The 24,462-nt window shown below is 62.7% G+C and carries 22 protein-coding genes; 5 read left to right on the top strand and 17 right to left on the bottom strand.

The window, feature by feature from the left end:
- Positions 1–123: 123 nt before the first annotated feature.
- From creD to rpsB, 16 genes are all read right to left on the bottom strand, one after another.
- The gene (gene creD / locus ABE459_RS02000; protein ID WP_322359818.1) at positions 124–1,452 is read right to left on the bottom strand and encodes a cell envelope integrity protein CreD; all 1,329 of its coding nucleotides are present in this window, start codon (positions 1,450–1,452) and stop codon (positions 124–126) included.
- Positions 1,453–1,597: 145 nt separating this feature from the next.
- Entirely contained in the window at positions 1,598–2,221 is a 624-nt protein-coding gene (gene rnhB / locus ABE459_RS01995; RefSeq protein WP_346647906.1) for a ribonuclease HII, read from the bottom strand.
- A gap of 1 nt (position 2,222) precedes the next feature.
- The gene (gene lpxB, locus ABE459_RS01990) at positions 2,223–3,350 is read right to left on the bottom strand and encodes a lipid-A-disaccharide synthase (RefSeq protein ID WP_323830222.1); all 1,128 of its coding nucleotides are present in this window, start codon (positions 3,348–3,350) and stop codon (positions 2,223–2,225) included.
- 1 nt (position 3,351) lies between these two features.
- Positions 3,352–4,128 (bottom strand): acyl-ACP--UDP-N-acetylglucosamine O-acyltransferase, encoded by a 777-nt coding sequence (lpxA, locus tag ABE459_RS01985; RefSeq protein WP_125465207.1) that lies wholly within the window; start codon positions 4,126–4,128, stop codon positions 3,352–3,354.
- Entirely contained in the window at positions 4,125–4,565 is a 441-nt protein-coding gene (gene fabZ, locus ABE459_RS01980; RefSeq protein ID WP_125465208.1) for a 3-hydroxyacyl-ACP dehydratase FabZ, read from the bottom strand. Before fabZ ends, lpxA begins: the two co-directional genes overlap by 4 nt.
- Before the next feature lie 114 nt (positions 4,566–4,679).
- The gene (lpxD, locus tag ABE459_RS01975) at positions 4,680–5,735 is read right to left on the bottom strand and encodes a UDP-3-O-(3-hydroxymyristoyl)glucosamine N-acyltransferase (protein ID WP_125465209.1); all 1,056 of its coding nucleotides are present in this window, start codon (positions 5,733–5,735) and stop codon (positions 4,680–4,682) included.
- 1 nt (position 5,736) lies between these two features.
- Entirely contained in the window at positions 5,737–6,240 is a 504-nt protein-coding gene (locus ABE459_RS01970; protein ID WP_110992415.1) for an OmpH family outer membrane protein, read from the bottom strand.
- 44 nt (positions 6,241–6,284) lie between these two features.
- Positions 6,285–8,633 carry an outer membrane protein assembly factor BamA gene (gene bamA, locus ABE459_RS01965; protein ID WP_125859898.1) on the bottom strand — a complete coding sequence of 783 codons (2,349 nt, stop codon included), beginning with the start codon at positions 8,631–8,633 and terminating at the stop codon, positions 6,285–6,287.
- 75 nt (positions 8,634–8,708) lie between these two features.
- Positions 8,709–10,061: a sigma E protease regulator RseP gene (rseP, locus tag ABE459_RS01960; protein WP_258704954.1), complete on the bottom strand. Its 1,353-nt coding sequence runs from the start codon at positions 10,059–10,061 to the stop codon at positions 8,709–8,711.
- A gap of 33 nt (positions 10,062–10,094) precedes the next feature.
- Positions 10,095–11,285, bottom strand: coding sequence for a 1-deoxy-D-xylulose-5-phosphate reductoisomerase (gene ispC / locus ABE459_RS01955; RefSeq protein ID WP_323830223.1), 1,191 nt, complete (start codon positions 11,283–11,285; stop codon positions 10,095–10,097).
- Positions 11,282–12,097, bottom strand: a complete 816-nt coding sequence (locus ABE459_RS01950; protein ID WP_125465213.1) for a phosphatidate cytidylyltransferase — start codon at positions 12,095–12,097, stop codon at positions 11,282–11,284. Before ABE459_RS01950 ends, ispC begins: the two co-directional genes overlap by 4 nt.
- The gene (uppS, locus tag ABE459_RS01945) at positions 12,097–12,852 is read right to left on the bottom strand and encodes a polyprenyl diphosphate synthase (protein ID WP_125465214.1); all 756 of its coding nucleotides are present in this window, start codon (positions 12,850–12,852) and stop codon (positions 12,097–12,099) included. Before uppS ends, ABE459_RS01950 begins: the two co-directional genes overlap by 1 nt.
- A 15-nt stretch (positions 12,853–12,867) precedes the next feature.
- The gene (gene frr / locus ABE459_RS01940) at positions 12,868–13,425 is read right to left on the bottom strand and encodes a ribosome recycling factor (RefSeq protein ID WP_323830224.1); all 558 of its coding nucleotides are present in this window, start codon (positions 13,423–13,425) and stop codon (positions 12,868–12,870) included.
- On the bottom strand, positions 13,422–14,165 hold the full coding sequence (gene pyrH / locus ABE459_RS01935) for a UMP kinase (protein WP_016392310.1): 744 nt from the start codon (positions 14,163–14,165) through the stop codon (positions 13,422–13,424). Before pyrH ends, frr begins: the two co-directional genes overlap by 4 nt.
- Positions 14,166–14,342: 177 nt before the next feature.
- On the bottom strand, positions 14,343–15,206 hold the full coding sequence (tsf, locus tag ABE459_RS01930; RefSeq protein ID WP_125465216.1) for a translation elongation factor Ts: 864 nt from the start codon (positions 15,204–15,206) through the stop codon (positions 14,343–14,345).
- A 188-nt stretch (positions 15,207–15,394) separates the two neighbouring features.
- Positions 15,395–16,132: a 30S ribosomal protein S2 gene (gene rpsB / locus ABE459_RS01925; RefSeq protein WP_110992423.1), complete on the bottom strand. Its 738-nt coding sequence runs from the start codon at positions 16,130–16,132 to the stop codon at positions 15,395–15,397.
- A 348-nt stretch (positions 16,133–16,480) separates the two neighbouring features.
- Here rpsB and map point away from each other — a divergent pair, with 348 nt between their 5' ends.
- The 5 genes from map to ABE459_RS01900 all read left to right on the top strand — a co-directional run bounded on the left by map (position 16,481) and on the right by ABE459_RS01900 (position 22,419).
- Positions 16,481–17,263 carry a type I methionyl aminopeptidase gene (gene map, locus ABE459_RS01920; RefSeq protein ID WP_110992424.1) on the top strand — a complete coding sequence of 261 codons (783 nt, stop codon included), beginning with the start codon at positions 16,481–16,483 and terminating at the stop codon, positions 17,261–17,263.
- 25 nt (positions 17,264–17,288) lie between these two features.
- Positions 17,289–19,991 carry a [protein-PII] uridylyltransferase gene (locus ABE459_RS01915; protein ID WP_323830225.1) on the top strand — a complete coding sequence of 901 codons (2,703 nt, stop codon included), beginning with the start codon at positions 17,289–17,291 and terminating at the stop codon, positions 19,989–19,991.
- A 21-nt stretch (positions 19,992–20,012) separates the two neighbouring features.
- Positions 20,013–21,212, top strand: a complete 1,200-nt coding sequence (gene dapC / locus ABE459_RS01910) for a succinyldiaminopimelate transaminase (RefSeq protein ID WP_323830226.1) — start codon at positions 20,013–20,015, stop codon at positions 21,210–21,212.
- A 98-nt stretch (positions 21,213–21,310) separates the two neighbouring features.
- The gene (locus ABE459_RS01905) at positions 21,311–21,454 is read left to right on the top strand and encodes a hypothetical protein (RefSeq protein ID WP_323830227.1); all 144 of its coding nucleotides are present in this window, start codon (positions 21,311–21,313) and stop codon (positions 21,452–21,454) included.
- 206 nt (positions 21,455–21,660) lie between these two features.
- Positions 21,661–22,419 (top strand): peptidase M12, encoded by a 759-nt coding sequence (locus tag ABE459_RS01900; protein ID WP_346647905.1) that lies wholly within the window; start codon positions 21,661–21,663, stop codon positions 22,417–22,419.
- Positions 22,420–22,551: 132 nt separating this feature from the next.
- Here the strand turns inward: ABE459_RS01900 and ABE459_RS01895 are convergent, their stop codons facing one another.
- Complete coding sequence (locus ABE459_RS01895; protein WP_125465220.1) at positions 22,552–24,198, bottom strand: Na+/H+ antiporter; 1,647 nt, start codon at positions 24,196–24,198, stop codon at positions 22,552–22,554.
- Positions 24,199–24,462 lie beyond the last annotated feature (264 nt).

Genomic DNA, 24,462 nt, shown 5'->3' with positions numbered 1-24,462 from the left:
CTCCCACAGGATCGGTGCCGTACCTGTGGGAGCGGGTTTACCCGCGAAGGCCTCACCTCGGTGTTACAGGAAACAACATTCCAATTTTAAGGGCCAACCACCGCCCAACCTCTCTATCCTCCCTCATCCCAACCTCCCCACCCGCGACCAGTCCAACCGACGGGTCAGCACCATGAACACCCCCAGCAAACCAAAGCACAGTAGCGAGCCCATAAGCAGCGCGTAATCTTCAGCGCTGAGCAGCCCATAAAGCATGCCGTACAACGCCGCCAGCCCCGCCGCAAAGCCCACCCCGCGCCCCAGGCTGCGCAGTACATGCGCCAGGTAGAAGCCGATCAGCAGCACACACCCCGACGCCGACAGCCCATAGGCCAGGCCAAACCCCAGGTGCTCCGACAGCGACAGCAACAGCAGGTAGAAGAATGCCAGCGCCACGCCTACCAGGATGTACTGCACCGGGTGCACGCTCAGGCCCTTGAGCACCTCGAACAGGAAGAAGCCGGCGAAGGTCAGGGCAATGAACAGCAGCGCATATTTGATCGCCCGCTCGCTCTTGAGGTACTGGTCGACCGGATCGACGAAGCTCACGCCAAAGGTGGTGCCCAGGAACACGTTGCATGACTGCGGGCTGACGCACTGGTCGAGAGCGTCTTCCAGGTTGGTGGCAAAGAACGAGGTCTGCCAGTGGGCGGTGAAGCCTGTGTCGTCGATATCGCGACGAGTCGGCAGGTAGCTGCCGATGAAACTGGGGTGCGGCCAGTTGGCGCGCATGGCCACGCTGCTGCTGCGGCCCACCGGCAACACATGCAGCTGGCCGGTGCCCTGCAGGGCGATGTCAAAGCCGTAGTCGAAGGCCCGTGCCTGCTGGCCATCGAGCTGCGGCAGCGGCACATGCACCCCGGCGCGCATCCAGTCCAACCCGGTGCCGGCCTCGAAGGCCAGTTGCTGGTCGTCGAACTTCAGCTCCAGGCCGCTCTCGATGCCGCGGATATCGCTGATGCCCACCACCAGGTACGGCTTGTCGAAGCGGTAGTCATCGTAGTCCTTGTCGATGCCCCAGCGCTCGGGCAGCTTGAAACGGCCCTTGATGCTGCCCTTGGCGTGGAACAGCCGGGCCTGGTAGATGCCACGGGCGCGCAGCTCGGTCTCCACGCCGATGTCGGCATCCATGGTTTCCGGCAGGAAGTACAGGTTGCCATTGAGAGTGTAGGTTTCCTGAACGCTCTGGCCGTCCTTTTCGATCCAGCGGCGTTCGTACTTACGGTAGGGCACCACCACCATCGGGCCGCTGATCTGCTGCTCGAAGCTGGAACTGCGGGCGATATCGCGCAACACATCGTCACGCAGGCTCTGCCGTTCGTCGATGAGGCCGCCAATCATGAATAGCGGGATGAGCAACAGCAGGATCAGCACGGCGATGGTACCGAGCTTGAATCCGAGGGTCTTGTTCATGGGTGAGGCTCCGTGTGCGATGGGGCCAGTGTCTGCCCGCTGCGTGGAGCCCTCAGGGAGGGAATGTGGAGATTGTGTGGAGATTGCAGGGACGGCGACACACTGCGTGGGAGCGGGCTTGCCCCGCGATGAATGATGAAAGCTGTCAGATCAGAGCGTTCGGATGCCCCTCACGGGCCTCCCACGCCGCCCGCACCGGCGCGAACGAACGCCGGTGAATCGGCGTCGGCCCAAGCCGTGCCAGCGCCTCCAGGTGCACCGGCGTCGGGTAGCCCTTGTGCCCGCCGATCCCGTAGCCCGGGTAGATCAGTTCGAACGCGCTCATTTCGCGGTCACGGGTCACCTTGGCCAGGATCGACGCGGCGGCAATGGCCGGCACCTGGGAGTCCCCCTTGACCACCGGCGCCGCCGGCACCGACAGTTTCGGGCAGCGGTTGCCGTCGATCAGCGCCAGTTTGGGCGTGACGTGCAACCCCTCGACCGCGCGCTGCATGGCCAGCATGGTGGCTTGCAGGATGTTCAGGCGGTCGATTTCCTCGACCTCGGCGCGGGCGATGCAGAAGCTCAGGGCTTTCTCGCAGATCTCGTCGAATAACGCCTCGCGCTTGGCTTCGGTGAGCTTCTTCGAGTCGTTCAGGCCAAGGATCGGGCGCTGAGGATCGAGAATCACCGCCGCAGTAACGACCGCGCCGCACAGCGGGCCGCGGCCGACCTCATCGACACCGGCGACCAGGTCCTCGACCAGGTTGAAATCCAGTCCCATCTGCATGTCAGTGATCCTTCAACAAGGCAAGCACCGCGCCAGCCGCCTGATTGGAGGCGTCACGGCGCAGGGTACGGTGGATCTGGTCGAAACTTTCGGTCTGCTGCGAGCCATCCTTGACCAGCGGTGCCAGGGTCTGGGCCAGGGCTTCGCTGGTGGCGGCATCCTGCAGCAGCTCCGGCACCAGCAGGCGCTGGGCCAGCAGGTTGGGCAGCGACACGTAGGGGCTCTTGACCATGCGTTTGAGGATCCAGTACGTCAGCGGCGCCAGGCGATAGGCCACCACCATCGGCCGCTTGTACAGCATCGCCTCCAGCGTGGCGGTACCGGAGGCGATCAGTACCGCATCGCACGCCGCCAGAGCTGTGTGCGACTGGCCGTCCAGCAGGGTCAACGGCAGCTCGCGCCCTGCGAGCATCTGCTCGAGTTGGGCACGCCGCGCGGCATTCGCGCAGGGCAGCACGAAGCGTACACCCGGCACCAGCTCGACCAGACGCTGGGCAGCATCCAGGAACAGTGCACCCAGGCGCCCTACTTCGCCGCCACGGCTACCTGGCATCAGTGCCACCACTGGCCCGGCGGCCAGCCCGAGTTCGCTGCGGGCTCCGCTGCGATCAGCCTCTAGCGGTATGGTGTCAGCCAACGGGTGGCCGACGAACCGCACCGGCACGCCCTGCTCTTCATAGAAGCGCGCCTCGAACGGCAGCAGGGTCAGCATCAGGTCGCAGCCTTCGCGAATCTTCAACACGCGCTTCTGCCGCCACGCCCATACCGAGGGGCTGACGTAGTGCACGGTCTTGATCCCGGCCTGACGCAACTTGAGTTCGATGTTGAGGGTGAAGTCCGGCGCGTCGATGCCGATGAAAACGTCGGGCTTTTCGTCGATCAGCGTCTGGATCAGCAGCTTGCGCCGTTTGAGCAGCTCACGCAGGCGCCCCAGCACTTCCACCAGGCCCATCACCGCCAGGCGCTCCATGGGGAAGTAGGAGGTCATGCCTTCGGCTTCCATCAAGGGCCCGCCCACGCCGATGAAACGCACATCGGGATGGCGGGCCTTGATGGCGCGCATCAGGCCGGAGCCAAGGATATCGCCGCTGGCCTCACCCGCGACCAACGCAACACAGAGTTGGGCCATATCAGCGGGTGATGCCGCGGGCGGAATCGACGATCGATTTGCGGAACACTTCGACTTCAGGGAACTGGCTGGCCAATTCCTCGAGTTCCTTCAGTGCTTCCTCGACGGTCAGCCCCTGGCGATAGACCACCTTGTAGGCACGGCGCAGGGCATGCAGCACTTCGTCGCTGAAACCGCGACGGCGCAAGCCTTCGAAGTTCATGCTGCGTGCTTCGGCCGGGCTGCCGAATACCGTGACGAAAGCCGGGACATCCTTGCCGATCGCCGTCCCCATGCCGGAGAAGGCGTGGGCACCGATATGGCAATACTGGTGCACCAGCGTATAGCCGGACAGGATCGCCCAGTCACCCACATGCACATGGCCAGCCAGCGCTGTGTTGTTGACCAGGATGCAGTGGTTGCCGATCACGCTGTCGTGGCCGATGTGCGCGTAGGCCATGATCAGGTTGTGGTCGCCCAGGGTGGTCTCCGAACGGTCCTGCACGGTACCGCGATGGATGGTGACACCCTCGCGAATCACATTGTGATCGCCGATCACCAGGCGGGTGAGTTCACCCTTGTACTTCAGGTCCGGGGTGTCTTCACCGATGGAACTGAACTGGTAGATACGGTTGTGTTTGCCAATGCGGGTCGGGCCCTTGAGCACCACATGAGGGCCGATAACGGTACCCTCGCCGATTTCCACATCAGGGCCTACGATCGACCAAGGGCCGACCTCGACGCCTTCGGCCAGCTTGGCCGAAGGGTCGATGATCGCCCGAGGATCAATCGAATTCATAGGGACTGTTCCGCGCAAGTGATTTCTGCCGAGCAGACGGCCTTGCCATCAACCAGTGCACGGCATTCGAACTTCCAGATCATGCGCTTGCGGCTGATGAATTTGGCTTCCAGCACCAGCTGATCGCCCGGCAGCACAGGCTGGCGGAAACGCAGCTTGTCGGAACCGACGAAGTAGTACAGGGTGCCATCAGCCGGTTTGGCATCGAGCATCTTGAAACCGAGAATTCCGGCCGCCTGGGCCATCGCCTCGATGATCAGCACGCCCGGCATGATCGGGTGCGCCGGGAAATGGCCGTTGAAGAACGGCTCGTTGATGCTGACATTCTTGTAGGCACGAATGCTCTGGGCCTCGAAATCCAGATCCGTCACCCGGTCCACCAGCAGGAACGGGTAACGGTGAGGCAGGTATTCGCGAATCTCGTTGATGTCCATCATTTCGGGGGGAAGCCTGTAATAAGAATAGGGAGCGCAGGTGCTGACCACACGCTCCTTTTGCAGATCCAAAGAGGAGCCAGCTAGCGATTGTGCACGCTTGCTCAGAAGGCGGTATTAGCCTTCTGATGTCGGCTGGCCACCTGAGGTCACTGTATCGACACGTTTTTCCAGCTGCTGCAGGCGCTTGGCCGTCTCATCCAACTGGCGAATCCGCGCGGCACTCTTGCGCCATTCGGCCAGTGGTTGCATGGCCGTGCCAGAAGAATAGCCGCCTGGCTCGGTGATCGAACGGGTAACCATGGTCATGCCGGAAACGAATACGTTGTCGCACACCTCGATATGCCCGACCATGCCGACGCCACCCGCAATCATGCAATGCTTGCCGATCTTGGTGCTGCCGGAAATACCGACGCAGGCCGCCATCGCCGTGTGGTCACCGACCTGCACGTTGTGGGCGATCTGGATCTGGTTGTCGAGCTTGACGCCATTGCCGATAAGGGTATCCGACAGCGCACCGCGGTCGACGGCGGTGTTCACGCCGATCTCCACGTCATCGCCCAGCGTCACGCCACCGATCTGGGCGATCTTCTGCCACACGCCCTTCTCGTTGGCGAAACCGAAGCCCTCACCACCGATCACGGCGCCAGACTGGATGACCACACGCTTGCCGATGGTCACGTCGTGATACAGCGTGACGCGCGGCGCAAGCCAGCCACCTTCACCGATGACGCAACGGGCACCAATGAAGCAGTGCGCGCCGACCGTGACGTTCGCGCCAATACGCACGCCAGCTTCGATCACCGCGAAGGGACCGATGCTGGCGCTGGCATCCACCTGTGCGTCCTCGGCTACCACGGCGCTGGGATGAATTCCCGCCACAGCCTTGGGCTTAGGGTCGAACAGGTGCGAAATACGAGCATAGGCAAGGTACGGGTCAGGCACGATCAGTGCGTTGCCGGCAAAGGCTGCGGCATCCTCGGCCTTGAGCAGCACCGCACCTGCCTGGGCATTGTCCAGGTACTTGCGGTACTGCTTGTTGGCGAGGAAGCTCAGTTGCCCGGGCCCGGCCTCCTGCAAGGTGGCCAGCCCACTGATCTGCAGCGCCTCGGGGCCTTTGAGCTCAGCCCCGAGGGCCTCGGCCAGCTGGCCGAGCGTCATGGTCACGGTCATATCAACGGGCTTGGTTCATGCGCTCGATGACCTGGCGGGTGATGTCGTACTGCGGTTTGACATCGATGACCGCGCCACGCTCGAGCACCAGGTCAAAGCCACCCTTCTTGATCACTTCTTCGACAGCACCGTCCAGCTTGGGCTTGAGCTGCTTGAGCATGTCGCGGTCGGCTACGGCCTTGGCTTCGTTCAGCTCCTTGGACTGGAACTGGAAGTCACGGGCCTTCTGCTTGAATTCGAGTTCCAGACGCTCACGCTCAGGCTGTGCCATTTTATCGCCGCCTTTGATCAGGCGGTCCTGAATGCCTTTGGCGCTGCTTTCCAGGCCCTTGAGCTTGGTCAGTTGCGGGCCGAATTTCTTCTCGGCGTCAACGGCGTACTTCTTGGCCGCATCGGACTCGAGCAGGGCCATCTGATAGTTCAGCACGGCAACCTTCATTTCGGCGAAAGCCGGGGTGGCGACCAGCGCCGCAGCCACGAGGGCCAGTTGGGTCAACTTACGCACGATGCACTCCTGGATAAACCGTTGTCGTTATGCAAGGGCTGACCTTAGAAGGTCTGGCCCAGAGAGAATTGGAACACCTGGGTGTCGGCGTCGTCCGGCTTCTTGATTGGCATCGCCAGGCTGAAGCTCAACGGGCCCAGCGCGGTGATCCAGGTCACACCCAGACCAACGGAGCTGGCCATGTCGGAGAAACCGACCTTGGCGCAATCCGGCTTGGAGCCGCAATTGGTGTCGAACACGTTACCCACATCCCAGAACACCGAGGTGCGCAGAGAGCGCTGATCCTTGACGAACGGCAGCGGGAACAGCAGTTCTACACCACCCTGCACCAGTACGTTGCCACCGAACGGCAGCGGATCCTGGTCCGGGTCGGCGATGGTGCCTGGGTTCTTGCCGGTACTTGGGGTACTGCGCGGACCGAGGCTGCTGTCCTTGAAGCCACGTACCGAGTTGAAACCACCCGCGTAGTAGTTTTCATAGAACGGCAGGCCGGAGGTACCGCCGAAACCATCACCATAGCCCAGTTCAGTGTGCAGGCGCAGGGTGTAGTCGTTGTTGATCGGCTTGAACAGCTGGCCGCGGTAGTCGAGCTTGTAGAACGACAGGTCGCTGCCTGGGACGGTAGTTTCGAGTGTCAGGCTCTGCGAGTGGCCACGGGTAGCCAGCACGCCCTTGTTGAGGGTCGATTCGGACCAGCCGACCGAGGCCTTGAAGTTCAGGAAGCTGTCGCCCTCCTCTTTGAGGAAGTCGAAGATCTCGTCGACGGTGTAACGGCCGGTTTTAAGCTTGTCCTGCTGCACAGTCAGGCCGTAGGTCAGACGCGAGGTTTCGCTGATCGGGTAACCCAGGCTGACACCGGCGCCGAGGCTGTCGACCGCATAGCTGGCCACGTCGACGTCGAGGTCGTCGTAGTTGGTGCTGCGGTAGAAGGCGTTGTAGCCCAGGCTCACGCCGTCAGCAGTGAAGTAGGGGTCAACGAAGCCGAAGTTGTAGCGAGTCTGGTATTCCGAACGGGTCAGGCCGATGGACACCTTGTTACCGGTACCCAGGAAGTTGGTCTGGCTGATCGAACCACCGAGGATCAAACCGGCACTCTGGGCGAAACCGACGCTGGCGGTGATCGAGCCGGAGGCCTGCTCTTCGACGCTGTAGTTGACGTCGACCTGGTCGTCGGTGCCTGGCACTGCCGGGGTCTCGACGTTGACTTCCTTGAAGAAGCCCAGGCGCTCGAGGCGGGTCTTGGACTGATCGATCAGGTAGGTCGAAGCCCAGCCACCTTCCATCTGACGCATTTCACGACGCAGCACTTCGTCTTCGGTCTTGGTGTTGCCGCGGTAGTTGATGCGGTTGACGTAGGCGCGTTTGCCCGGATCGACGACGAACATGATGTCGACGGTGTGATCCTGGTCGTTCGGCTGTGGCACGCCGTTGACGTTGGCGAAGGTGTAGCCCTCGTTACCCAGGCGGCGGGTAATGAGGTCGGAAGTGGTGGTCATCACCTTGCGCGAGAACACCTGGCCGGGCTGTACCAGCAGCAGCGACTTGACCTGGTCTTCCGGCACCTTGAGGTCGCCGGAGAGCTTCACGTCACGGACGGTGTACTTCTCGCCTTCATTGATGTTGACGGTAATGTAGACGTGCTTCTTGTCCGGGGTGATGGACACCTGGGTGGACGCGATGTCCATGTTGATGTAGCCGCGGTCCAGGTAGTAGGAGCGCAGGCGCTCGAGGTCACCGGACAGCTTCTCGCGGGCGTACTTGTCGTCGTTCTTGAAGAACGACAGCCAGTTGGTGGTTTTCAGCTCGAACAGCTGGCCCAGGGTTTCGTCGTCGAACACCGTGTTGCCGACCACGTTGATGTGCTGGATCGCAGCGACGGTGCCTTCGTTGATCTTGATCTTCAGGCCGACCCGGTTGCGCGGCTGCGGCACGACTTCGGCGTCGACTTCGGCCGAATAGCGGCCCTGGGCCACGTACTGGCGCTGCAGCTCGTTACGCACGCCTTCGAGCGTCGCGCGCTGGAAGATCTCGCCTTCGGCCAGGCCCGACTGTTTCAGGCCCTTCATCAGGTCTTCGGTGCTGATCGCCTTGTTGCCTTCGATCTCGATGCTGGCGACCGACGGGCGCTCGACCACGTTGATGATCAGGACATTGCCGTCGCGATTCAGCTGGATGTCCTGGAAGAAACCGGTCTTGAACAGCGAGCGGGTGGAGTCGACCAGACGGCGGTCATCGACCTGATCGCCGACGTTCAGCGGCAAGGCGCCGAACACGCTGCCGGCGGAAACCCGCTGCAGGCCGTTGACACGAATATCGGAGATGGTGAAGGACTCGGCGTGAACTTCAGCGATCATCAGTGCGGAGAGGACCGCAGTTAGCAGCAGACGTTTCATGAAGTCCTTTTATTCCAACTGGCAATAAACAACCCGCCGCAAAGAGGCAGCAGGTTTCGCGATTGAGCGAAGCTTTTATAGTCGACCCAGATCGTTGATCAGGGCGAGCAACATCACCCCTATGACCAAACTGATACCGATCTGGACCCCCCAACCCTGCACCCGATCCGAGAGCGGACGACCGCGCGCCCACTCGATCAGGTAGAACAGCAAATGCCCCCCATCCAGTACTGGAATAGGCAGCAAATTCAGAACCCCCAGGCTTATGCTCAGGTAGGCCAGGAAATTCAGGAAATCCCCAACGCCCGACTGGGCTGAAGCGCCCGCCACTTTAGCAATGGTTATCGGTCCGCTCAAGTTTTTTACCGAGAGCTCCCCGAACAGCATTTTCTTCAACGATTCAAGGGTCAGGACACTCATGCTCCAGGTCCGCGAAAGGCCCTCGCCCACGGCCTCAAGCGGTCCGTAGCTGACTTCGCGGAGCATCTGCGGCGGCCATTGCGCGCCTTTCACACCGGCACCCAGATAACCACCGGCTGCCTGGCCTTCGCCCTTGCGCGCCAGAGTTACCGGCAGCTCCAGCTGCGCGCCGTCACGTTCGATGCGCAGATTGACCTTTTGTTCAGGGCGGGCGCGAACGGCATCGACCACCTGCTGCCAGTCAGCCAATGCCACACCATCAAGGGCCAACAGCTTGTCGCCGGTCTTGAGCCCCGCCGCTGCGGCAGGGCCCTTGGGATCGATCTCGGCCAGCACCGGCGTCACTGCCGGGCGCCACGGGCGCAGGCCCAGCGACTGGATCGGGTCGGGCTCATCGACGCCCTTGAGCCAATGGTTCAGCTGGATATCGCGCTGCTGCGGGGCCGTTGCGCCCTCATCGAGCACGCCCACGCGCAGGGTGCCGCTCTCGCCGAGGCGACGAACCAGTTGCAGATTGACCGCCGACCAGCCATTGGTCGGTTCACCGTCAACCGAGACAATTTCCTGACCCGCGCTCAAACCGGCGACAGCCGCCAGGCTGCCCGACTCGACAGCACCGATGACCGGGCGCACCTGCTGGGTGCCGAGCATGGCGATGACCCAGAAGAACAGGATGGCGAGCAGGAAGTTGGCGATGGGGCCGGCGGCAACGATGGCGATGCGCTGGCGTACCGACTTGCGGTTGAACGACTGCTCGATCAGCGCTGGCGGGACCTCGCCCTCGCGCTCATCGAGCATTTTGACGTAGCCACCCAGGGGAATGGCTGCCACCACGAACTCGGTACCCTGCCGATCATGCCAACGCAACAGCGGCGTGCCGAAGCCTACCGAGAAGCGCAGCACCTTGACGCCACAGCGCCGCGCCACCCAGAAGTGACCGAATTCGTGAAAAGTGACCAGCACACCCAATGCCACCAGAGTGCCAACAATCATGTACAGCGCAGTCATGTGCTATCTCCGCAAGACGTTCGGTGCTGCCACTCAGCGGCCGTGGCGCCTCAGCCACTCACGGGACAGCTCCCGCGCACGCTGGTCGGCGGCGAACACCGCATCGAGCGTGGCAACTGGCACCACAGGCTCCTGTTCGAGCACCTGCTCGATCATACCCGCGATCTCCGGGAAGCGGATACGCCGCGCCAGGAACGCGTCCACCGCCACTTCGTTGGCGGCGTTGAGTACCGCTGGCGCACTATTGCCCGCCTCGGCAGCCTGACGCGCCAGACGCAGGCAAGGGAAGCGCTGTTCGTCGGGGGCCTGGAAATCCAGACGGGCGATGGCGAACAGGTCCAGTGGCGCAACCCCCGAGTCGATACGCTCCGGCCAGGCCAGGGCGTTGGCGATCGGAGTACGCATGTCCGGGTTGCCCAGCTGGGCGAGCACCGAGCCATCGACATAGTCGACCAGCGAGTGGATCACGCTTTGCGGGTGCACCACCACTTCCACGGTCGCAGGCGCTGTATCGAACAGCCAGCAGGCCTCGATCAGCTCCAGGCCCTTGTTCATCATGCTGGCCGAGTCGACCGATATCTTGCGCCCCATGGACCAGTTGGGATGGGCACAGGCTTGTTCAGGCGTGACATCGACCAGCGCCGCCGCAGGCATTTCGCGGAACGGGCCGCCCGAGGCGGTGAGCAGGATGCGCCGCACCCCCACCGCACTCAGGCCGCGAGCGTAGTCGCCAGGCATGCACTGGAAAATCGCATTGTGCTCGCTGTCGATCGGCAACAGCACGGCGCCACTGCGACGCACGGCGTCCATGAACAGCGCGCCGGACATCACCAGCGCTTCCTTGTTGGCCAGCAGCACCTTCTTGCCCGCCTCGACCGCCGCCAGGGTTGGACGCAAGCCTGCGGCGCCAACGATGGCCGCCATCACCGCATCCACTTCCGGCGCGGACGCGACCTGGCACAACCCTGCCTCACCCTCGAGCACCTCGGTGGCGCAGCCAGCAGCAGCCAGGCCCTCACGCAGACGGATGGCTGCTTCGGCGCTCGGCACCACGGCGAACGCCGGACGATGGCGCTCGCACAGCGCCAGCAACTCGTCGACCCGGGAGTAGCCGGTCAGCGCGAATACCTGGTAGCGCTCGGGGTGTCGGGCAATGACATCCAGGGTGCTCAGGCCGATGGAGCCGGTGGCGCCCAGTACCGTGACGCGCTGCACAGTACTCACAGCACACCCCACTCGGCGGCCCACAGCAGCACGGCGAACATCGGAATGGCAGCGGTCAGGCTGTCGATACGGTCGAGCACGCCACCGTGGCCGGGCAGCAGGTTGCTGCTGTCCTTGATCCCTTCGCGGCGCTTGAACATGCTCTCGGTCAGGTCACCGACCACCGAGGACATGACCACCACCACTGCGCCCAGCAAGCCCAGCAGCAACTGGCCAACACTCCAGTCGCGGTACAGGGCGACGCCCAGGCTGATCAGCAGGCTGACTGCCAGCCCACCGTAGACACCTTCCCAGCTCTTGCCCGGGCTGACTTGCGGCGCCAGCTTGCGCTTGCCGAAGGCACGCCCCGAGAAGTAGGCGCCGATATCGGCGGCCCACACCAGCACCATGACCGCCAGGATCAGCCAATTTCCCTGCGGCCAGTGCTTGAGCAGCACCAACCCCTGCCAGGCCGGCAACAGGATCAGCAGGCCGATCAGCAAACGACAGGCGGCACTGGTCCACAACTCGTTGCTGCGCGGGTAGGTCAGCACCAGCCAGGTGGCCAGCGCCCACCAGATCACCGAGGCACCCAGCACCCAGGGCGCAAGGTCGGGCATGAGATAGAGCAGCATCAGCGCGCCAGCGACCACCGCGGCATAGGCAATGCGCAGCGGCTGGGCCACCAGCCCGGCCAACCGCGCCCACTCCCAGGCACCCAGCGTGACCACGAAGCCGATGAACAAGGCGAAATCCCCACCGTTGAGCAGGAAGAAACCACCCAGCGCGACCGGCAACAGGATCAGCGCAGTAATGATGCGTTGTTTAAGCATTAAGCACGGGCTCCGGCTTCGACCTGCTCGCTGGTCTTACCGAAGCGGCGCTGGCGCGAAGCGAAATCGGCCAGTGCGTTACGCATGGCCTCGTGTTTGAAGTCCGGCCAGAACAGGTCGGAGAAGTACAGCTCGGCATAGGCCAGCTGCCACAGCAGGAAGTTGCTGATACGACGCTCGCCGCCGGTGCGGATGCACAGGTCGGGCAGCGGCAGGTCACCAGTGGCCAGGCACGTCTGCAGCAGCTCGGGAGTGATGTCGTCCGGGCGCAGATGACCGGCCTGGACTTCCCGCGCCAGGCGTTGGGCCGCCTGGGCGATATCCCACTGACCACCGTAGTTGGCGGCAATCTGCAGGATGAACCGATTGCTGCCGACAGTGGCGGCCTCGGCCTCGCGCATCGCTGCTTGCAGCTCAGGGTGGAAGCGCGAACGGTCACCAATGATGCGCAGGCTGATGTTGTTGTCATTCAGCCGCTTGGCCTCGCGGCGCAACGCAGAGAAGAACAACTCCATCAACGCCCCGACCTCTTCGGCCGGGCGCTGCCAGTTCTCGCTGGAGAAGGCGAACAGAGTCAGTACTTCAACCCCGGACTCGGCGCAGACTTCGATGACCGCACGCACGGCATCGACACCCGCCTTGTGCCCGGCAACGCCGGGCAACAGGCGCTTCTTCGCCCAGCGATTGTTGCCATCCATGATGATCGCGACGTGACGCGGCACCGAAGACGGTGCCGCCAGCTTGGTCTTTTCCATTAAAAAACCTCGGCCTTAGACGGCCAACAGGTCCTTTTCCTTGGCTTTGTACGCGGCGTCGACTTCGGCGACGAACTTGTCGGTCAGCTTCTGGATTTCTTCAGCGGCGCGACGCTCTTCGTCTTCGCTGATTTCCTTGTCCTTGGTCAGCTTCTTCAAGTCGGCAAGGGCATCGCGACGCACGTTGCGCACGGCAACCTTGGCATCTTCGGCAACGCCGCTGGCCTGCTTGGTGTAACCCTTGCGGGTTTCCTCGGTCAGGGCCGGCATCGGTACACGGATGGTGGTACCGGCGCTGGACGGGTTCAGGCCCAGGTCGGAGGTCAGGATGGCCTTCTCGATGGCTGCGCTGAGGTTCTTGTCGTGGGCGACGATCTTCAGGGTGCGGGCATCTTCGACGGTAATGGCGGCCACCTGGTTCAGCGGCATGTCGCTACCCCAGGCAGGAACCTTGACGCTGTCCAGGATGCTTGGGTGGGCACGGCCGGTGCGGATGGCAGCCAGGTGGCGAGCCAGCGCCTCGATGGACTTGCCCATGCGGTCCTGGGCGTCTTTCTTGATGTCGTTGATCATTTCTGAACTTCCTCGATCAGGGTTCCTTCAGCGCCGCCGTGCACGATGTTCAGCAGGGCGCCAGGCTTATTCATGTTGAAGACACGCAGCGGCATCTTGTGGTCGCGGCACAGACAGATTGCCGTCAGGTCCATTACCCCCAGCTTGCGATCCAGCACTTCATCGTAGGTCAGATGATCGAACTTCTCGGCATGCGGGTCTTTGAATGGATCTGCAGTGTATACACCATCGACCTTGGTTGCTTTCAATACTACGTCGGCATCGATTTCGATGGCGCGCAGACAAGCGGCAGAGTCGGTGGTAAAGAACGGGTTGCCGGTACCGGCAGCGAAGATCACGACTTCTTTCGCGTTCAGGTGGCGCATGGCCTTGCGGCGATCATAGTGATCGGTCACACCGACCATGGAGATGGCAGACATGACGATGGCGGTGATGTTCGCACGCTCCAGCGCGTCGCGCATGGCCAGGGCGTTCATCACGGTTGCCAGCATGCCCATGTGGTCGCCGGTGACACGGTCCATGCCGGCTGCGCTGAGCGCCGCACCACGGAACAGGTTGCCACCACCGATCACCAGACCGACCTGAACACCGATACCGACCAGCTGGCCGACTTCCAGCGCCATGCGATCCAGGACCTTGGGGTCGATCCCGAACTCTTCCGAGCCCATCAGGGCCTCGCCGCTCAGTTTGAGTAGAATGCGTTTATAGCGAGCCTGATAACCACTGCCCTGCTGAGCCATTGCGAATCTCTCCTGCGGCGTTTGTAAAATTCTGGCGGGCTGTTTCAGCCTGCGCGTAACTCCAGCGTGACGCAGCTTCTGCGTCAGCGAGCAGCGGTTGGGTAAACCGCTGCCGCTTTGACAAAGAGGCTGCGCGCGTGAGCGGGCAGCCTCTTTGGGGCGACAGACGAGTCTGTCTTACTGCTTGGCAGCAGCCAGCTGAGCGGCAACTTCTTCAGCGAAGTTGTCGACTGGCTTCTCGATGCCTTCGCCTACTTTGAAGTAGGTGAAGGAAACGATTTCAGCACCGGCTTTCTTGGCCAGCTCGCCGACTTTGACTTCCGGGTTCATGACGAAGGCCTGCTCTTTCAGCGACGCTTCGGCTTTGAACTTGGAAATGCGGCCGTTGACCATGTTTTCAACGATGTTTTCTGGCTTGCCAGCGATCTTGTCGGCGTTCAGCTGCAGGAAGACGTTCTTCTCGCGCTCGACGGCCTCGGCGGAAATTTCCGACGCATCCAGGAACTCTGGGTTCGAAGCTGCAACGTGCATGGCGATGTTCTTGGCCAGCTCGACGTCGCCGCCTTTCAGGACAACGACAGCACCGATCTTGTTGCCGTGCAGGTAGGCACCGACAACGTCACCCTCAACGCGCACCAGGCGACGGATGTTGACGTTCTCGCCGCACTTGGCAACCAGGGCTTCACGAGCGGCTTCGCGGGAAGCGATCAGCGGAGCAGCTTCGGTCAGCTTCTGAGCGAAGGCTTCTTCAACGCTTTCAGCGACGAAGTTCTTGAAGTCGTCTTGCAGGGCCAGGAAGTCGGTCTGCGAGTTCACTTCCAGCAGAACGGCGGCTTTACCGTCGGTCTTGACCGCGATAGCGCCTTCAGCGGCAACGTTGCCGGCTTTCTTGGCGGCCTTGATGGCGCCCGAAGCACGCATGTCGTCGATGGCTTTTTCGATGTCGCCGCCGGCCTTTTCCAGGGCCTTCTTGCAATCCATCATGCCTTCGCCGGTACGCTCGCGCAGTTCTTTGACCAGCGCTGCAGTAATTGCTGCCATTTCAAAATCCTCTTGGAAAGTTTTTCAACCATTCCACCCGCTCTTCACGGGCGTTAAATTCTGCAAATCCGCTGCCTTTATGCATCAGCGCGCCCATGATGCGGGGCCGTTGCTGACAGCAGGATTTCAAGGTGGCAAAAAGGGGGCCTAGCCCCCTTTTTGCGTGCCAAGTAGACGCTAAGCGTCAATTACTCAGCAGCAGGTGCAGCCGCTTCTTCAACGTAGACTTCGGTGCCGCCAGCAACGTTGTTGCGGCCGCGGATGACGGCGTCAGCCATCGAAGTCATGTACAGCTCGATGGCGCGGATGGCGTCGTCGTTACCTGGAATGACGTAGTCAACGCCTTCTGGGCTGCTGTTGGTATCGACAACGCCGATAACCGGGATGCCCAGCTTGTTGGCTTCGGTGATCGCGATGCGCTCGTGATCAACGTCGATAACGAACAGTGCGTCAGGCAGACCGCCCATGTCCTTGATACCACCCAGGCTGCGGTCCAGTTTTTCCAGATCGCGCGAACGCATCAGGGCTTCTTTCTTGGTCAGCTTGGCGAAGGTGCCATCTTCGGCCTGGACTTCCAGGTCGCGCAGACGCTTGATCGAAGCACGGATGGTCTTGTAGTTGGTCAGCATGCCGCCCAACCAGCGGTGGTCAACGTATGGCGAACCGCAACGAGCAGCTTGCTCGGCGACGATCTTGCCGGCGGAACGCTTGGTGCCGACGAACATGATCTTGTTCTTGCCCTGGGCCAGGCGCTCGACGAACGACAGAGCGTCGTTGAACATCGGCAGGGTTTTTTCCAGGTTGATGATGTGGATCTTGTTGCGCGCGCCGAAAATGTACTTGCCCATTTTCGGGTTCCAGTAACGGGTCTGGTGGCCGAAGTGCACACCGGCCTTCAGCATATCGCGCATGTTGACTTGGGACATGATAGTTCCTTGATAAGTCGGGTTGGGCCTCCACGCATCCCAATGACCAACCCGCGAATCCGTGGACTCGGGGCACCCAGGTCATCGTGTCGACACGTGTGTGGGTTTGAGCTTACGGAGGTCATCCCCCGAAAGCGGCGCATTTTATACCACAGAGTACGAACGAACGGAACCCGCATGATGCTTCGTCCGTCAGCGGCTTTTGCAGCGGCCCCGCTTTGGGGCCAGAATGCCTTCAATAGACCGCCGGAATTACCGGTTTATCCCGACAGATCGCCACCGCGCTCTGTTAGAATCCGGCCTTTCCCGTTTGTTTGCGCCGCACCCGGTGCCGTAGAGAGCCTGTTCATGACCGTTACCATCAAGACTGCAGAAGACATCGAGAAGATGCGCATTGCCGGCCGCCTGGCCGCCGAAGTGCTGGAAATGATCGAAGCACACGTCAAGCCCGGTGTCACCACCGAAGAGCTCGACCGCCTGTGCCATGACTACATCGTCAACGTCCAGCAGGCGATCCCGGCGCCGCTCAACTACAAAGGTTTCCCCAAGTCGATCTGCACCTCGATCAACCATGTGGTGTGCCACGGCATCCCCAACGAGAAGCCGCTCAAGGACGGTGACACCATCAACATCGATGTCACCGTGATCAAGGACGGCTACCACGGCGACACCAGCCGCATGTTCCACGTCGGCACCGTCGCCCCCTGGGCCGAGCGCCTGTCGCAGGTCACTCAGGAGTGCCTGTACAAGGCCATCGAGCTGGTCAAGCCGGGCTGCCGCCTGGGCGATATCGGCGAAGTGATCCAGAAACACGCCGAGAAGAACGGTTTCTCGGTGGTCCGTGAGTTCTGCGGTCACGGCATCGGCAAGGTGTTCCACGAAGAGCCGCAGATCCTGCACTACGGGCGCGCTGGCACCGGCATGGAACTCAAGGAAGGCATGACCTTCACCATCGAGCCGATGATCAACCAGGGCAAGGCCGACACCAAGGTACTGGGCGACGGCTGGACCGCCATCACCAAGGACCGCAAGCTCTCCGCCCAGTGGGAACACACCCTGGTGGTGACCGCCACCGGCTACGAGGTGTTCACCCTGCGCAAGGACGACACCCTGCCGCGCACCTCGGCCTGATATTCATACACAGGAACGCGACTCGATGCCCCAGGTGGATCCCGAGCTGTTCGACCGTGGCCAGTTCCAGGCGGAACTGGCCCTCAAGGCAAGCCCCATCGCCGCTTTCAAGAAAGCCATTCGCATGGCCGGCGAGGTGCTCGACAAGCGTTTCCGTGAAGGCCGCGAGATTCGCCGGCTGATCGAGGACCGCGCCTGGTTCGTCGACAACATCCTGCAACAAGCCTGGCACCAGTTCACCTGGGGCCAATCGGACGGCATCGCCCTGGTGGCGGTCGGCGGCTACGGCCGTGGCGAGTTGCACCCCTGGTCGGACATCGACCTGCTGATCCTGCTCGACGCCGCCGAGCATGAGCAGTACCGCGACGCCATCGAACGCTTCCTCACCCTGCTGTGGGACATCGGCCTGGAGGTCGGCCAGAGCGTGCGCACCGTGGACGAGTGCGCCGAGCAGGCCCGGGCCGACCTCACGGTCATCACCAACCTGATGGAAAGCCGTACCATTGCCGGCCCCGAGTCGCTGCGCCAGCGCATGCTGGAAGTCACCAGCACCGCGCACATGTGGCCGAGCAAGGAGTTCTTCCTGGCCAAGCGCGCCGAACTCAAGGCGCGCCACCACAAGTACAACGACACCGAGTACAACCTCGAGCCCAATGTCAAAGGTGGGCCAGGCGGGCTGCGCGACATCCAGACCGTACTGTGGGTGGCTCGCCGCCAGTACGGCACCCTGAACCTGCACGCGCTGGCCGGCGAAGGCTTCCTGCTGGAGAGCGAGAACGAATTGCTGGCCTCGTCGCAGGCCTTCCTCTGGCGCGTGCGCTACGCCCTGCACATGCTCGCCGGGCGCGCCGAAGATCGCCTGCTGTTCGACCACCAGCGCAGCATCGCCACGTTGTTGGGCTACAGCGACGAAAACCCCAAGCGCGCCATCGAGCAGTTCATGCAGCAGTACTACCGGGTGGTGATGAGCATCAGCCAGTTGTGCGACCTGATCATCCAGCACTTCGAGGAAGTGATCCTCGCCGATGACGACAGTGGCAGCACCACACCGCTCAATGCCCGCTTCCGCCTGCACGACGGCTATATAGAAGCTGTAAGCCCCAACGTGTTCCGCCGTACACCCTTCGCCATGCTCGAGATCTTCGTGCTGATGGCCCAGCACCCCGAAATCAAGGGGGTACGCGCCGATACCGTGCGACTGCTGCGCGAACACCGCCACCTGATCGACGACAAGTTCCGCCACGACATTCGCAACACCAGCCTGTTCATCGAGCTGTTCAAGTGCGAGATCGGCATCCACCGCAACCTGCGCCGGATGAACCGTTACGGCATTCTTGGCCGCTACCTGCCGGAATTCGGCCTGATCGTCGGACAGATGCAGCACGACCTGTTCCACATCTATACGGTCGATGCGCACACCCTCAACCTGATCAAGCACCTGCGCAAACTGCAGTACACCCCGGTGTCGGAAAAATTCCCGCTGGCCAGCAAGCTCATGGGCCGCCTGCCCAAGCCCGAGCTGATCTACCTGGCCGGGCTTTACCATGACATCGGCAAAGGCCGCCAGGGCGACCACTCCGAGCTGGGCGCCGTCGACGCGCAAGCGTTCTGCGAACGCCACCAGCTACCCGCCTGGGACAGCCGCCTGATCGTCTGGCTGGTGCTGAACCACCTGGTGATGTCCACCACCGCCCAGCGCAAGGACCTCTCAGACCCACAGGTGATCAACGATTTCGCCCTGCATGTCGGCGACGAGACACGCCTGGACTACCTCTACGTGCTGACCGTGGCCGACATCAATGCCACCAACCCCAGCCTGTGGAACTCCTGGCGCGCCAGCCTGCTGCGCCAGCTCTACACCGAGACCAAGCGCGCGCTGCGCCGCGGCCTGGAAAACCCGCTGGACCGCGAAGAGCAGATTCGTCAGACACAAACCGCAGCACTGGACATCCTGGTGCGCGAAGGCACCGATCCGGACGACGTGGAGCAGCTCTGGTCGCAGCTGGGCGACGATTATTTCCTCAAGCACAATGCCGCCGACGTGGCCTGGCATTCCGACGCGATCCTTCAGCAGCCGGCCGATGGCGGCCCGCTGGTGCTGATCAAGGAGACCACCCAGCGCGAGTTCGAGGGCGGCACGCAGATCTTCATCTACGCCCCCGACCAGCACGACTTCTTCGCCGTGACCGTAGCCGCGATGTCGCAGCTCAACCTGAACATCCACGACGCGCGCATCATCACCTCGAGCAGCCAGTTCACCCTCGACACCTACATCGTGCTCGACAACGACGGCGGCTCGATCGGCGACAACCCGCAGCGGGTCAAACAGATCCGCGACGGCCTGACCGAAGCCCTGCGCAACCCTGAAGACTACCCGACCATCATCCAGCGCCGGGTGCCGCGCCAGCTCAAGCATTTCGACTTTCCACCCCAGGTGACCATCCTCAACGACGCCCAGCGCCCGGTGACCATCCTCGAGATCACCGCCCCTGACCGCCCCGGCCTGCTGGCACGGATCGGGCGGATCTTCCTGGAGTTCGACCTGTCGCTGCAGAACGCCAAGATCGCCACCCTGGGCGAACGCGTGGAAGACGTGTTCTTCATCACCGATGCCGACAACCAGCCGCTGTCCGACCCGCAGCTGTGCAGCCGCCTGCAGGAAGCCATCGTCCAGCAGCTGCAGGCCGGCCAGGCCAGCGACGCCAGCCCTACCCGCATGACCTTTTGACGATTACGAGACCTTGCGCCGATGAACCATGCCTTGACCCAGCTTCAGCCCTACCCGTTCGAGAAACTGCGCGCCCTGCTGGGCACCGTACAACCGGCAGCGGACAAACGCGCCATCGCCCTGTCGATCGGTGAGCCGAAGCATGCATCGCCGGCATTCGTCGCCCAAGCCATGGCCGACAACCTCGACAAGCTGGCGGTGTACCCAAGCACCATCGGCCTGCCCGCCCTGCGCCAGGCCATTGGCCAGTGGTGTGAGCGGCGTTTCGGCGTACCGGCCGGCTGGCTCGATGCCGACCGCCATATCCTGCCGGTCAACGGCACCCGCGAGGCACTGTTCGCCTTCACCCAGGCCGTGGTCAACCGTGCCGATGACGGCCTGGTGGTCAGCCCCAACCCGTTCTACCAGATCTACGAAGGCGCGGCGCTGCTGGCCGGCGCCACCCCACATTACCTGCCGTGCCTGGAAGACAATGGCTTCAACCCCGACTTCGACGCCGTGCCGGCCGATGTGTGGAAGCGCTGCCAGATCCTGTTCCTGTGCTCGCCGGGCAACCCCACCGGTGCGCTGGTGCCGATGGACACCCTGAAGAAGCTGATCGCCCTGGCCGACGAGCACGATTTCGTGATCGCTGCCGACGAGTGCTACAGCGAGCTGTACTTCGACGAAGACGCACCGCCACCCGGCCTGCTGAGCGCATGCGCCGAGCTTGGCCGCAGTAACTTCAAACGCTGCGTGGTGTTCCACAGCCTGTCCAAGCGCTCCAACCTGCCAGGCCTGCGCTCGGGCTTCGTCGCCGGCGATGCCAGCATCATCAAGCCGTTCTTGCTGTACCGCACCTACCACGGCTGCGCCATGCCGGTGCAGACCCAACTGGCCAGCGTCGCCGCCTGGCAGGACGAGGCCCATGTGCGCGAGAACCGCGACCAGTACCGCGCCAAGTACGATGCCGTGCTCGACATCCTGCAGCCGGTGATGGACGTTCAGCGCCCCGACGGCAGCTTCTACCTGTGGGCCAAGGTACCGGGTAACGACGATGCCGCCTTCACCCGCGACCTGTTCGAAGCCGAGCACGTGACCGTGGTACCGGGCTCGTACCTGTCCCGTGAAGTGGATGGCGTCAACCCAGGTGCCGGGCGTGTGCGCATGGCGCTGGTCGCGCCGCTGACCGAATGCATCGAGGCGGCCGAGCGGATCCGCGCGTTCCTGAGCAAGCGCTGAACACCGGGATGGCCTGCCCTCCACCCAAGACATAACTGCTGCATGGCCTGAACGGCCTTGACCAATGCTCTGGCCTCCTTCAACCAGGAGTCCAGAGCATGATCGAACTCATCAACTGCAGGGCCCACGGCCCTGCCCATCACCACCGCCAGAAACGCTCCCAGGGCGACTGGCAGGTGAACATCAATTCACAGGTCAGCGAGAAGGACAAAGCCTTCATGCGCATGGCCTACCCGCACTGATACGGCTTTGGGCATTGCGCCATCGTGGCACCTGCGCCGCTCGACGAGGTGCCACGCCCCGGGCTGCCCGGCTGGCTTGTCCAATCTGAAATACCCACCGCTGGGCAAGGCGCGCCCGGCCAGATATCCCCCAACGATATGTACCGCTCTTGCCCGACCGCCAAACCGGATAGTGCGCCTCCATTCAATCGAAAAGGCGCTTACCGATGACCGATGTACTTCTGGCCAACACGCTCTACCGCCTGCGCGAGAAACTGCACGCAGGGCCTGCAACCTCCGGCCTCCGCAAAAAACGCTCTCTGGGCGCCCACTCGACCTTCTGGCAACCTAGGCAAACGCTCAGGATATCCTTCACGGGCACCCCTGATCCGTGGCTGAAACGGGGGGTTTTCCAGACGGCCAGCCAATGGCTCGAACATGCATACCTGCAGTTCGAACTCGTCGACGACAACGATGATCGCGCCGAAATCCGCATCCGTACCGACGTGGCCGAAAACGTCAACTACAGCTTGCTGGGACGCGACTCCCAATGGGTCACGGGCGCCAGCATGGCGTTAGGGGTAAGCCTGTCCGCCCCCCAGTTCGACCAGATCGTGCTGCATGAATTTGGTCATGCACTGGGCATGGAGCACGAGCATCAACATCCTCATGCCCATATTCCATGGAACCTCGATGCCTTGAGCAAAGGGTTGGCACAAGCCCTGAGCCAGGAGCAGAAAGATCCGCAAGAGTTGCTGACCGCCATCGAGACCGAGCTCACCACTCAGTTCCTGCCCCTTGCCGAAGACGACGTACAACCGCTGCTGCCCTACGACGTAGAGTCGATCATGCACTACCCCATCCGGCAGGCGCATACCTGGGGCAATTGGGAAGTTGGGCAGAACACCAAGCTCAGCCAGAAAGACAAACGCTTCATGCGCCTGCTCTACCCAGCGCCAGGTCAGAACGGCTGCCGCCGCACATGAGCGTATTGCACCTGACTGACGCCCAGGTTGCCCGCCTGCCAGGCAGGCTACCCGAGGCGCCTGGCGCACCCGGCATTGGCCCGGTTCGCCTGCGCTTCGATCCGCGCCAGAAGCGTCACGCAAAGCATTGCGTTACCTGACCTGGCCAAGATTGGCCTCGCTCAGATCAAGCTCGCCGAGCACCTGGCGCACCACTTCATCCCCCACCAGGTGCTGGCGATGCAGGTTGTACAACTCCAGCCGCTGCGCCCGCAGCGCACGCAACCGTAAACGACGCTCCAGCAGATCCATCTGCTCGGCCAGGGCACGGGCCTCGGCGCTGTCGTTGTAACTGTCGAGTTCATCCCGATATTCGGCCATCAGCCGTGCCTTGAGTTCGGTGGCCAGGGTCGCCTGCGTCGCATCCTGGGGGGCGCTGGCGTCGATCACTTCTTCGGCCTCCAGGGCATGGATCGCCGCCTCGGCGGTGCGTCTCCAGGCTTCCTGCACCTCTTGATGCAGCCGCTCATCCGGGCTCCGAGTAACGCCGCGCAGCAGGATGGGCAAGGCAATCACGGCACTGACCAGCGACAGCAGGATCACCCCGGCGGCAATGAAGATCAGCAGGTCACGCTCAGGGAAGGCCTGGCCGGCGCCGATCAGCAAAGGAATCGACATCACGCCGGCCAGGGTCACCGCCCCGCGTACCCCACCCAAGGTCAACAGCCAGCACGACCGCGCGGTCGGCATCAGCACCAGCGCCGGCTTGCCGCGCCAGCGCCGCACCACGCCGATGGCACGCCAGATGCTCTGCACCCAGACGAAGCGCAGCAACACAAGCGCGGCGAAAATCGCCAGCACATCCAGACAGCGCCAGGCCAACGCCGGCCAGACGGTCGGCTCGTGGCTGACCACCGCCTTGATGATGTCCGGCAATTGCAGGCCCAGCAGCAGGAAGATCAGGCCATTGAAGGCGAATTCGAGCAACGACCAGACACTGCGGTTGAGCAGGCGCGTGCTGGTCTGGCGTGGCAGCAGGTCGAGCCAGCTCTGCATCATGCCGGCGGCCACCGCCGAAAGAATGCCCGACACCCCAAGGCGCTCGGCCAGCACATAGGCGGCGAACGGCAACAGCAACATGAACACCACGTGGGTGGCCGGGTCGTCCCAGCCGCGGGTGATCATCCACATGCGCAGACGCCCCACCAGCCAGCTCAGAACCACCCCCACCGCCAGGCCGCCAAGGGCGACAAGGACGAAGGTAAGGCTGGCTTCGGTCAGGGAGAACACCCCGGTGATGGCCGCGACCAGGGCAAACTTGAAAGTCACCAGACCCGAGGCGTCGTTCATCAGCGCCTCGCCCTGGAGCATGTGCATCAGCGGCGTCGGCAAGCGGTCCTGGGCGATGGCCGAGACGGCCACGGCATCGGTGGGCGACAACACCGCCGCCAGGGCGAAGGCAACGGCCAACGGGATACTCGGCAGCAACCAGTGGATGAAGTAACCGGCACCGACCACGGTGAACAACACCAGCCCCACCGCCAGCGCCACCACCGGCCCGCGGATGCGCCACAGTTCGCGCTTGGGCATGCGCCAGCCATCGGCGAACAGCAGCGGCGGCAAGAACAGGAACAGGAACAGTTCCGGGTCCAGCGCCACGTGCAGGCCCAGGGTGGGCCAGGCCAGCAAGGCACCTGCGCCGATCTGCACCAACGGCAACGGCAGCGGCACCACGCGCCCCACCAGTTTCGACAGGCTCACCAGCATCAGCAGGATTAGGACGGTATAGGCTGACTGCATCGGCAAGCTTCCTGTGTAATCGAAACAACGACAGCGGGGGCGAAACATCGCATTTGAAACAATATGTTAGCGGCGACCGGCTATGCTGGACCGCTCCACGATAGTCGCAGCCAGGCCAAGAATATGTAACACAATGCTACCCATACGCGAATGACACACCTCAAGCCGTGCCTTCTGGCCCGCAGCCGTGGCGCCAGCACCCTTGATATCGCATAATCGCCCCCACCCAGTCTTCAAGGAGCATCGGGGACGCCCGGCCAGGCC

The organism is Pseudomonas sp. TWI923, assembly GCF_039673365.1.
In the GTDB taxonomy this organism is placed as follows: domain Bacteria; phylum Pseudomonadota; class Gammaproteobacteria; order Pseudomonadales; family Pseudomonadaceae; genus Aquipseudomonas; species Aquipseudomonas sichuanensis.
The sequence above is the reverse complement of the archived record's forward strand: the minus strand, read 5'-3'. Positions and strand labels throughout refer to the sequence as shown.

Bases quoted from the DNA above. Each gene is read 5' to 3' on its own strand.
- frr (WP_323830224.1), bottom strand. From the start codon at position 13,425: ATGATCAACGACATCAAGAAAGACGCCCAGGACCGCATGGGCAAGTCC.
- creD (WP_322359818.1), bottom strand. From the start codon at position 1,452: ATGAACAAGACCCTCGGATTCAAGCTCGGTACCATCGCCGTGCTGATC.
- pyrH (WP_016392310.1), bottom strand. From the start codon at position 14,165: ATGGCTCAGCAGGGCAGTGGTTATCAGGCTCGCTATAAACGCATTCTA.
- ABE459_RS01895 (WP_125465220.1), bottom strand. From the start codon at position 24,198: ATGCAGTCAGCCTATACCGTCCTAATCCTGCTGATGCTGGTGAGCCTG.
- tsf (WP_125465216.1), bottom strand. From the start codon at position 15,206: ATGGCAGCAATTACTGCAGCGCTGGTCAAAGAACTGCGCGAGCGTACC.
- bamA (WP_125859898.1), bottom strand. From the start codon at position 8,633: ATGAAACGTCTGCTGCTAACTGCGGTCCTCTCCGCACTGATGATCGCT.
- lpxA (WP_125465207.1), bottom strand. From the start codon at position 4,128: ATGAATTCGATTGATCCTCGGGCGATCATCGACCCTTCGGCCAAGCTG.
- map (WP_110992424.1), top strand. From the start codon at position 16,481: ATGACCGTTACCATCAAGACTGCAGAAGACATCGAGAAGATGCGCATT.
- ABE459_RS01900 (WP_346647905.1), top strand. From the start codon at position 21,661: ATGACCGATGTACTTCTGGCCAACACGCTCTACCGCCTGCGCGAGAAA.
- lpxB (WP_323830222.1), bottom strand. From the start codon at position 3,350: ATGGCCCAACTCTGTGTTGCGTTGGTCGCGGGTGAGGCCAGCGGCGAT.
- rnhB (WP_346647906.1), bottom strand. From the start codon at position 2,221: ATGCAGATGGGACTGGATTTCAACCTGGTCGAGGACCTGGTCGCCGGT.
- fabZ (WP_125465208.1), bottom strand. From the start codon at position 4,565: ATGATGGACATCAACGAGATTCGCGAATACCTGCCTCACCGTTACCCG.
- ABE459_RS01950 (WP_125465213.1), bottom strand. From the start codon at position 12,097: ATGCTTAAACAACGCATCATTACTGCGCTGATCCTGTTGCCGGTCGCG.
- rseP (WP_258704954.1), bottom strand. From the start codon at position 10,061: ATGACTGCGCTGTACATGATTGTTGGCACTCTGGTGGCATTGGGTGTG.
- dapC (WP_323830226.1), top strand. From the start codon at position 20,013: ATGAACCATGCCTTGACCCAGCTTCAGCCCTACCCGTTCGAGAAACTG.
- ABE459_RS01905 (WP_323830227.1), top strand. From the start codon at position 21,311: ATGATCGAACTCATCAACTGCAGGGCCCACGGCCCTGCCCATCACCAC.
- ABE459_RS01915 (WP_323830225.1), top strand. From the start codon at position 17,289: ATGCCCCAGGTGGATCCCGAGCTGTTCGACCGTGGCCAGTTCCAGGCG.
- lpxD (WP_125465209.1), bottom strand. From the start codon at position 5,735: ATGACCGTGACCATGACGCTCGGCCAGCTGGCCGAGGCCCTCGGGGCT.
- rpsB (WP_110992423.1), bottom strand. From the start codon at position 16,132: ATGTCCCAAGTCAACATGCGCGATATGCTGAAGGCCGGTGTGCACTTC.
- uppS (WP_125465214.1), bottom strand. From the start codon at position 12,852: ATGGAAAAGACCAAGCTGGCGGCACCGTCTTCGGTGCCGCGTCACGTC.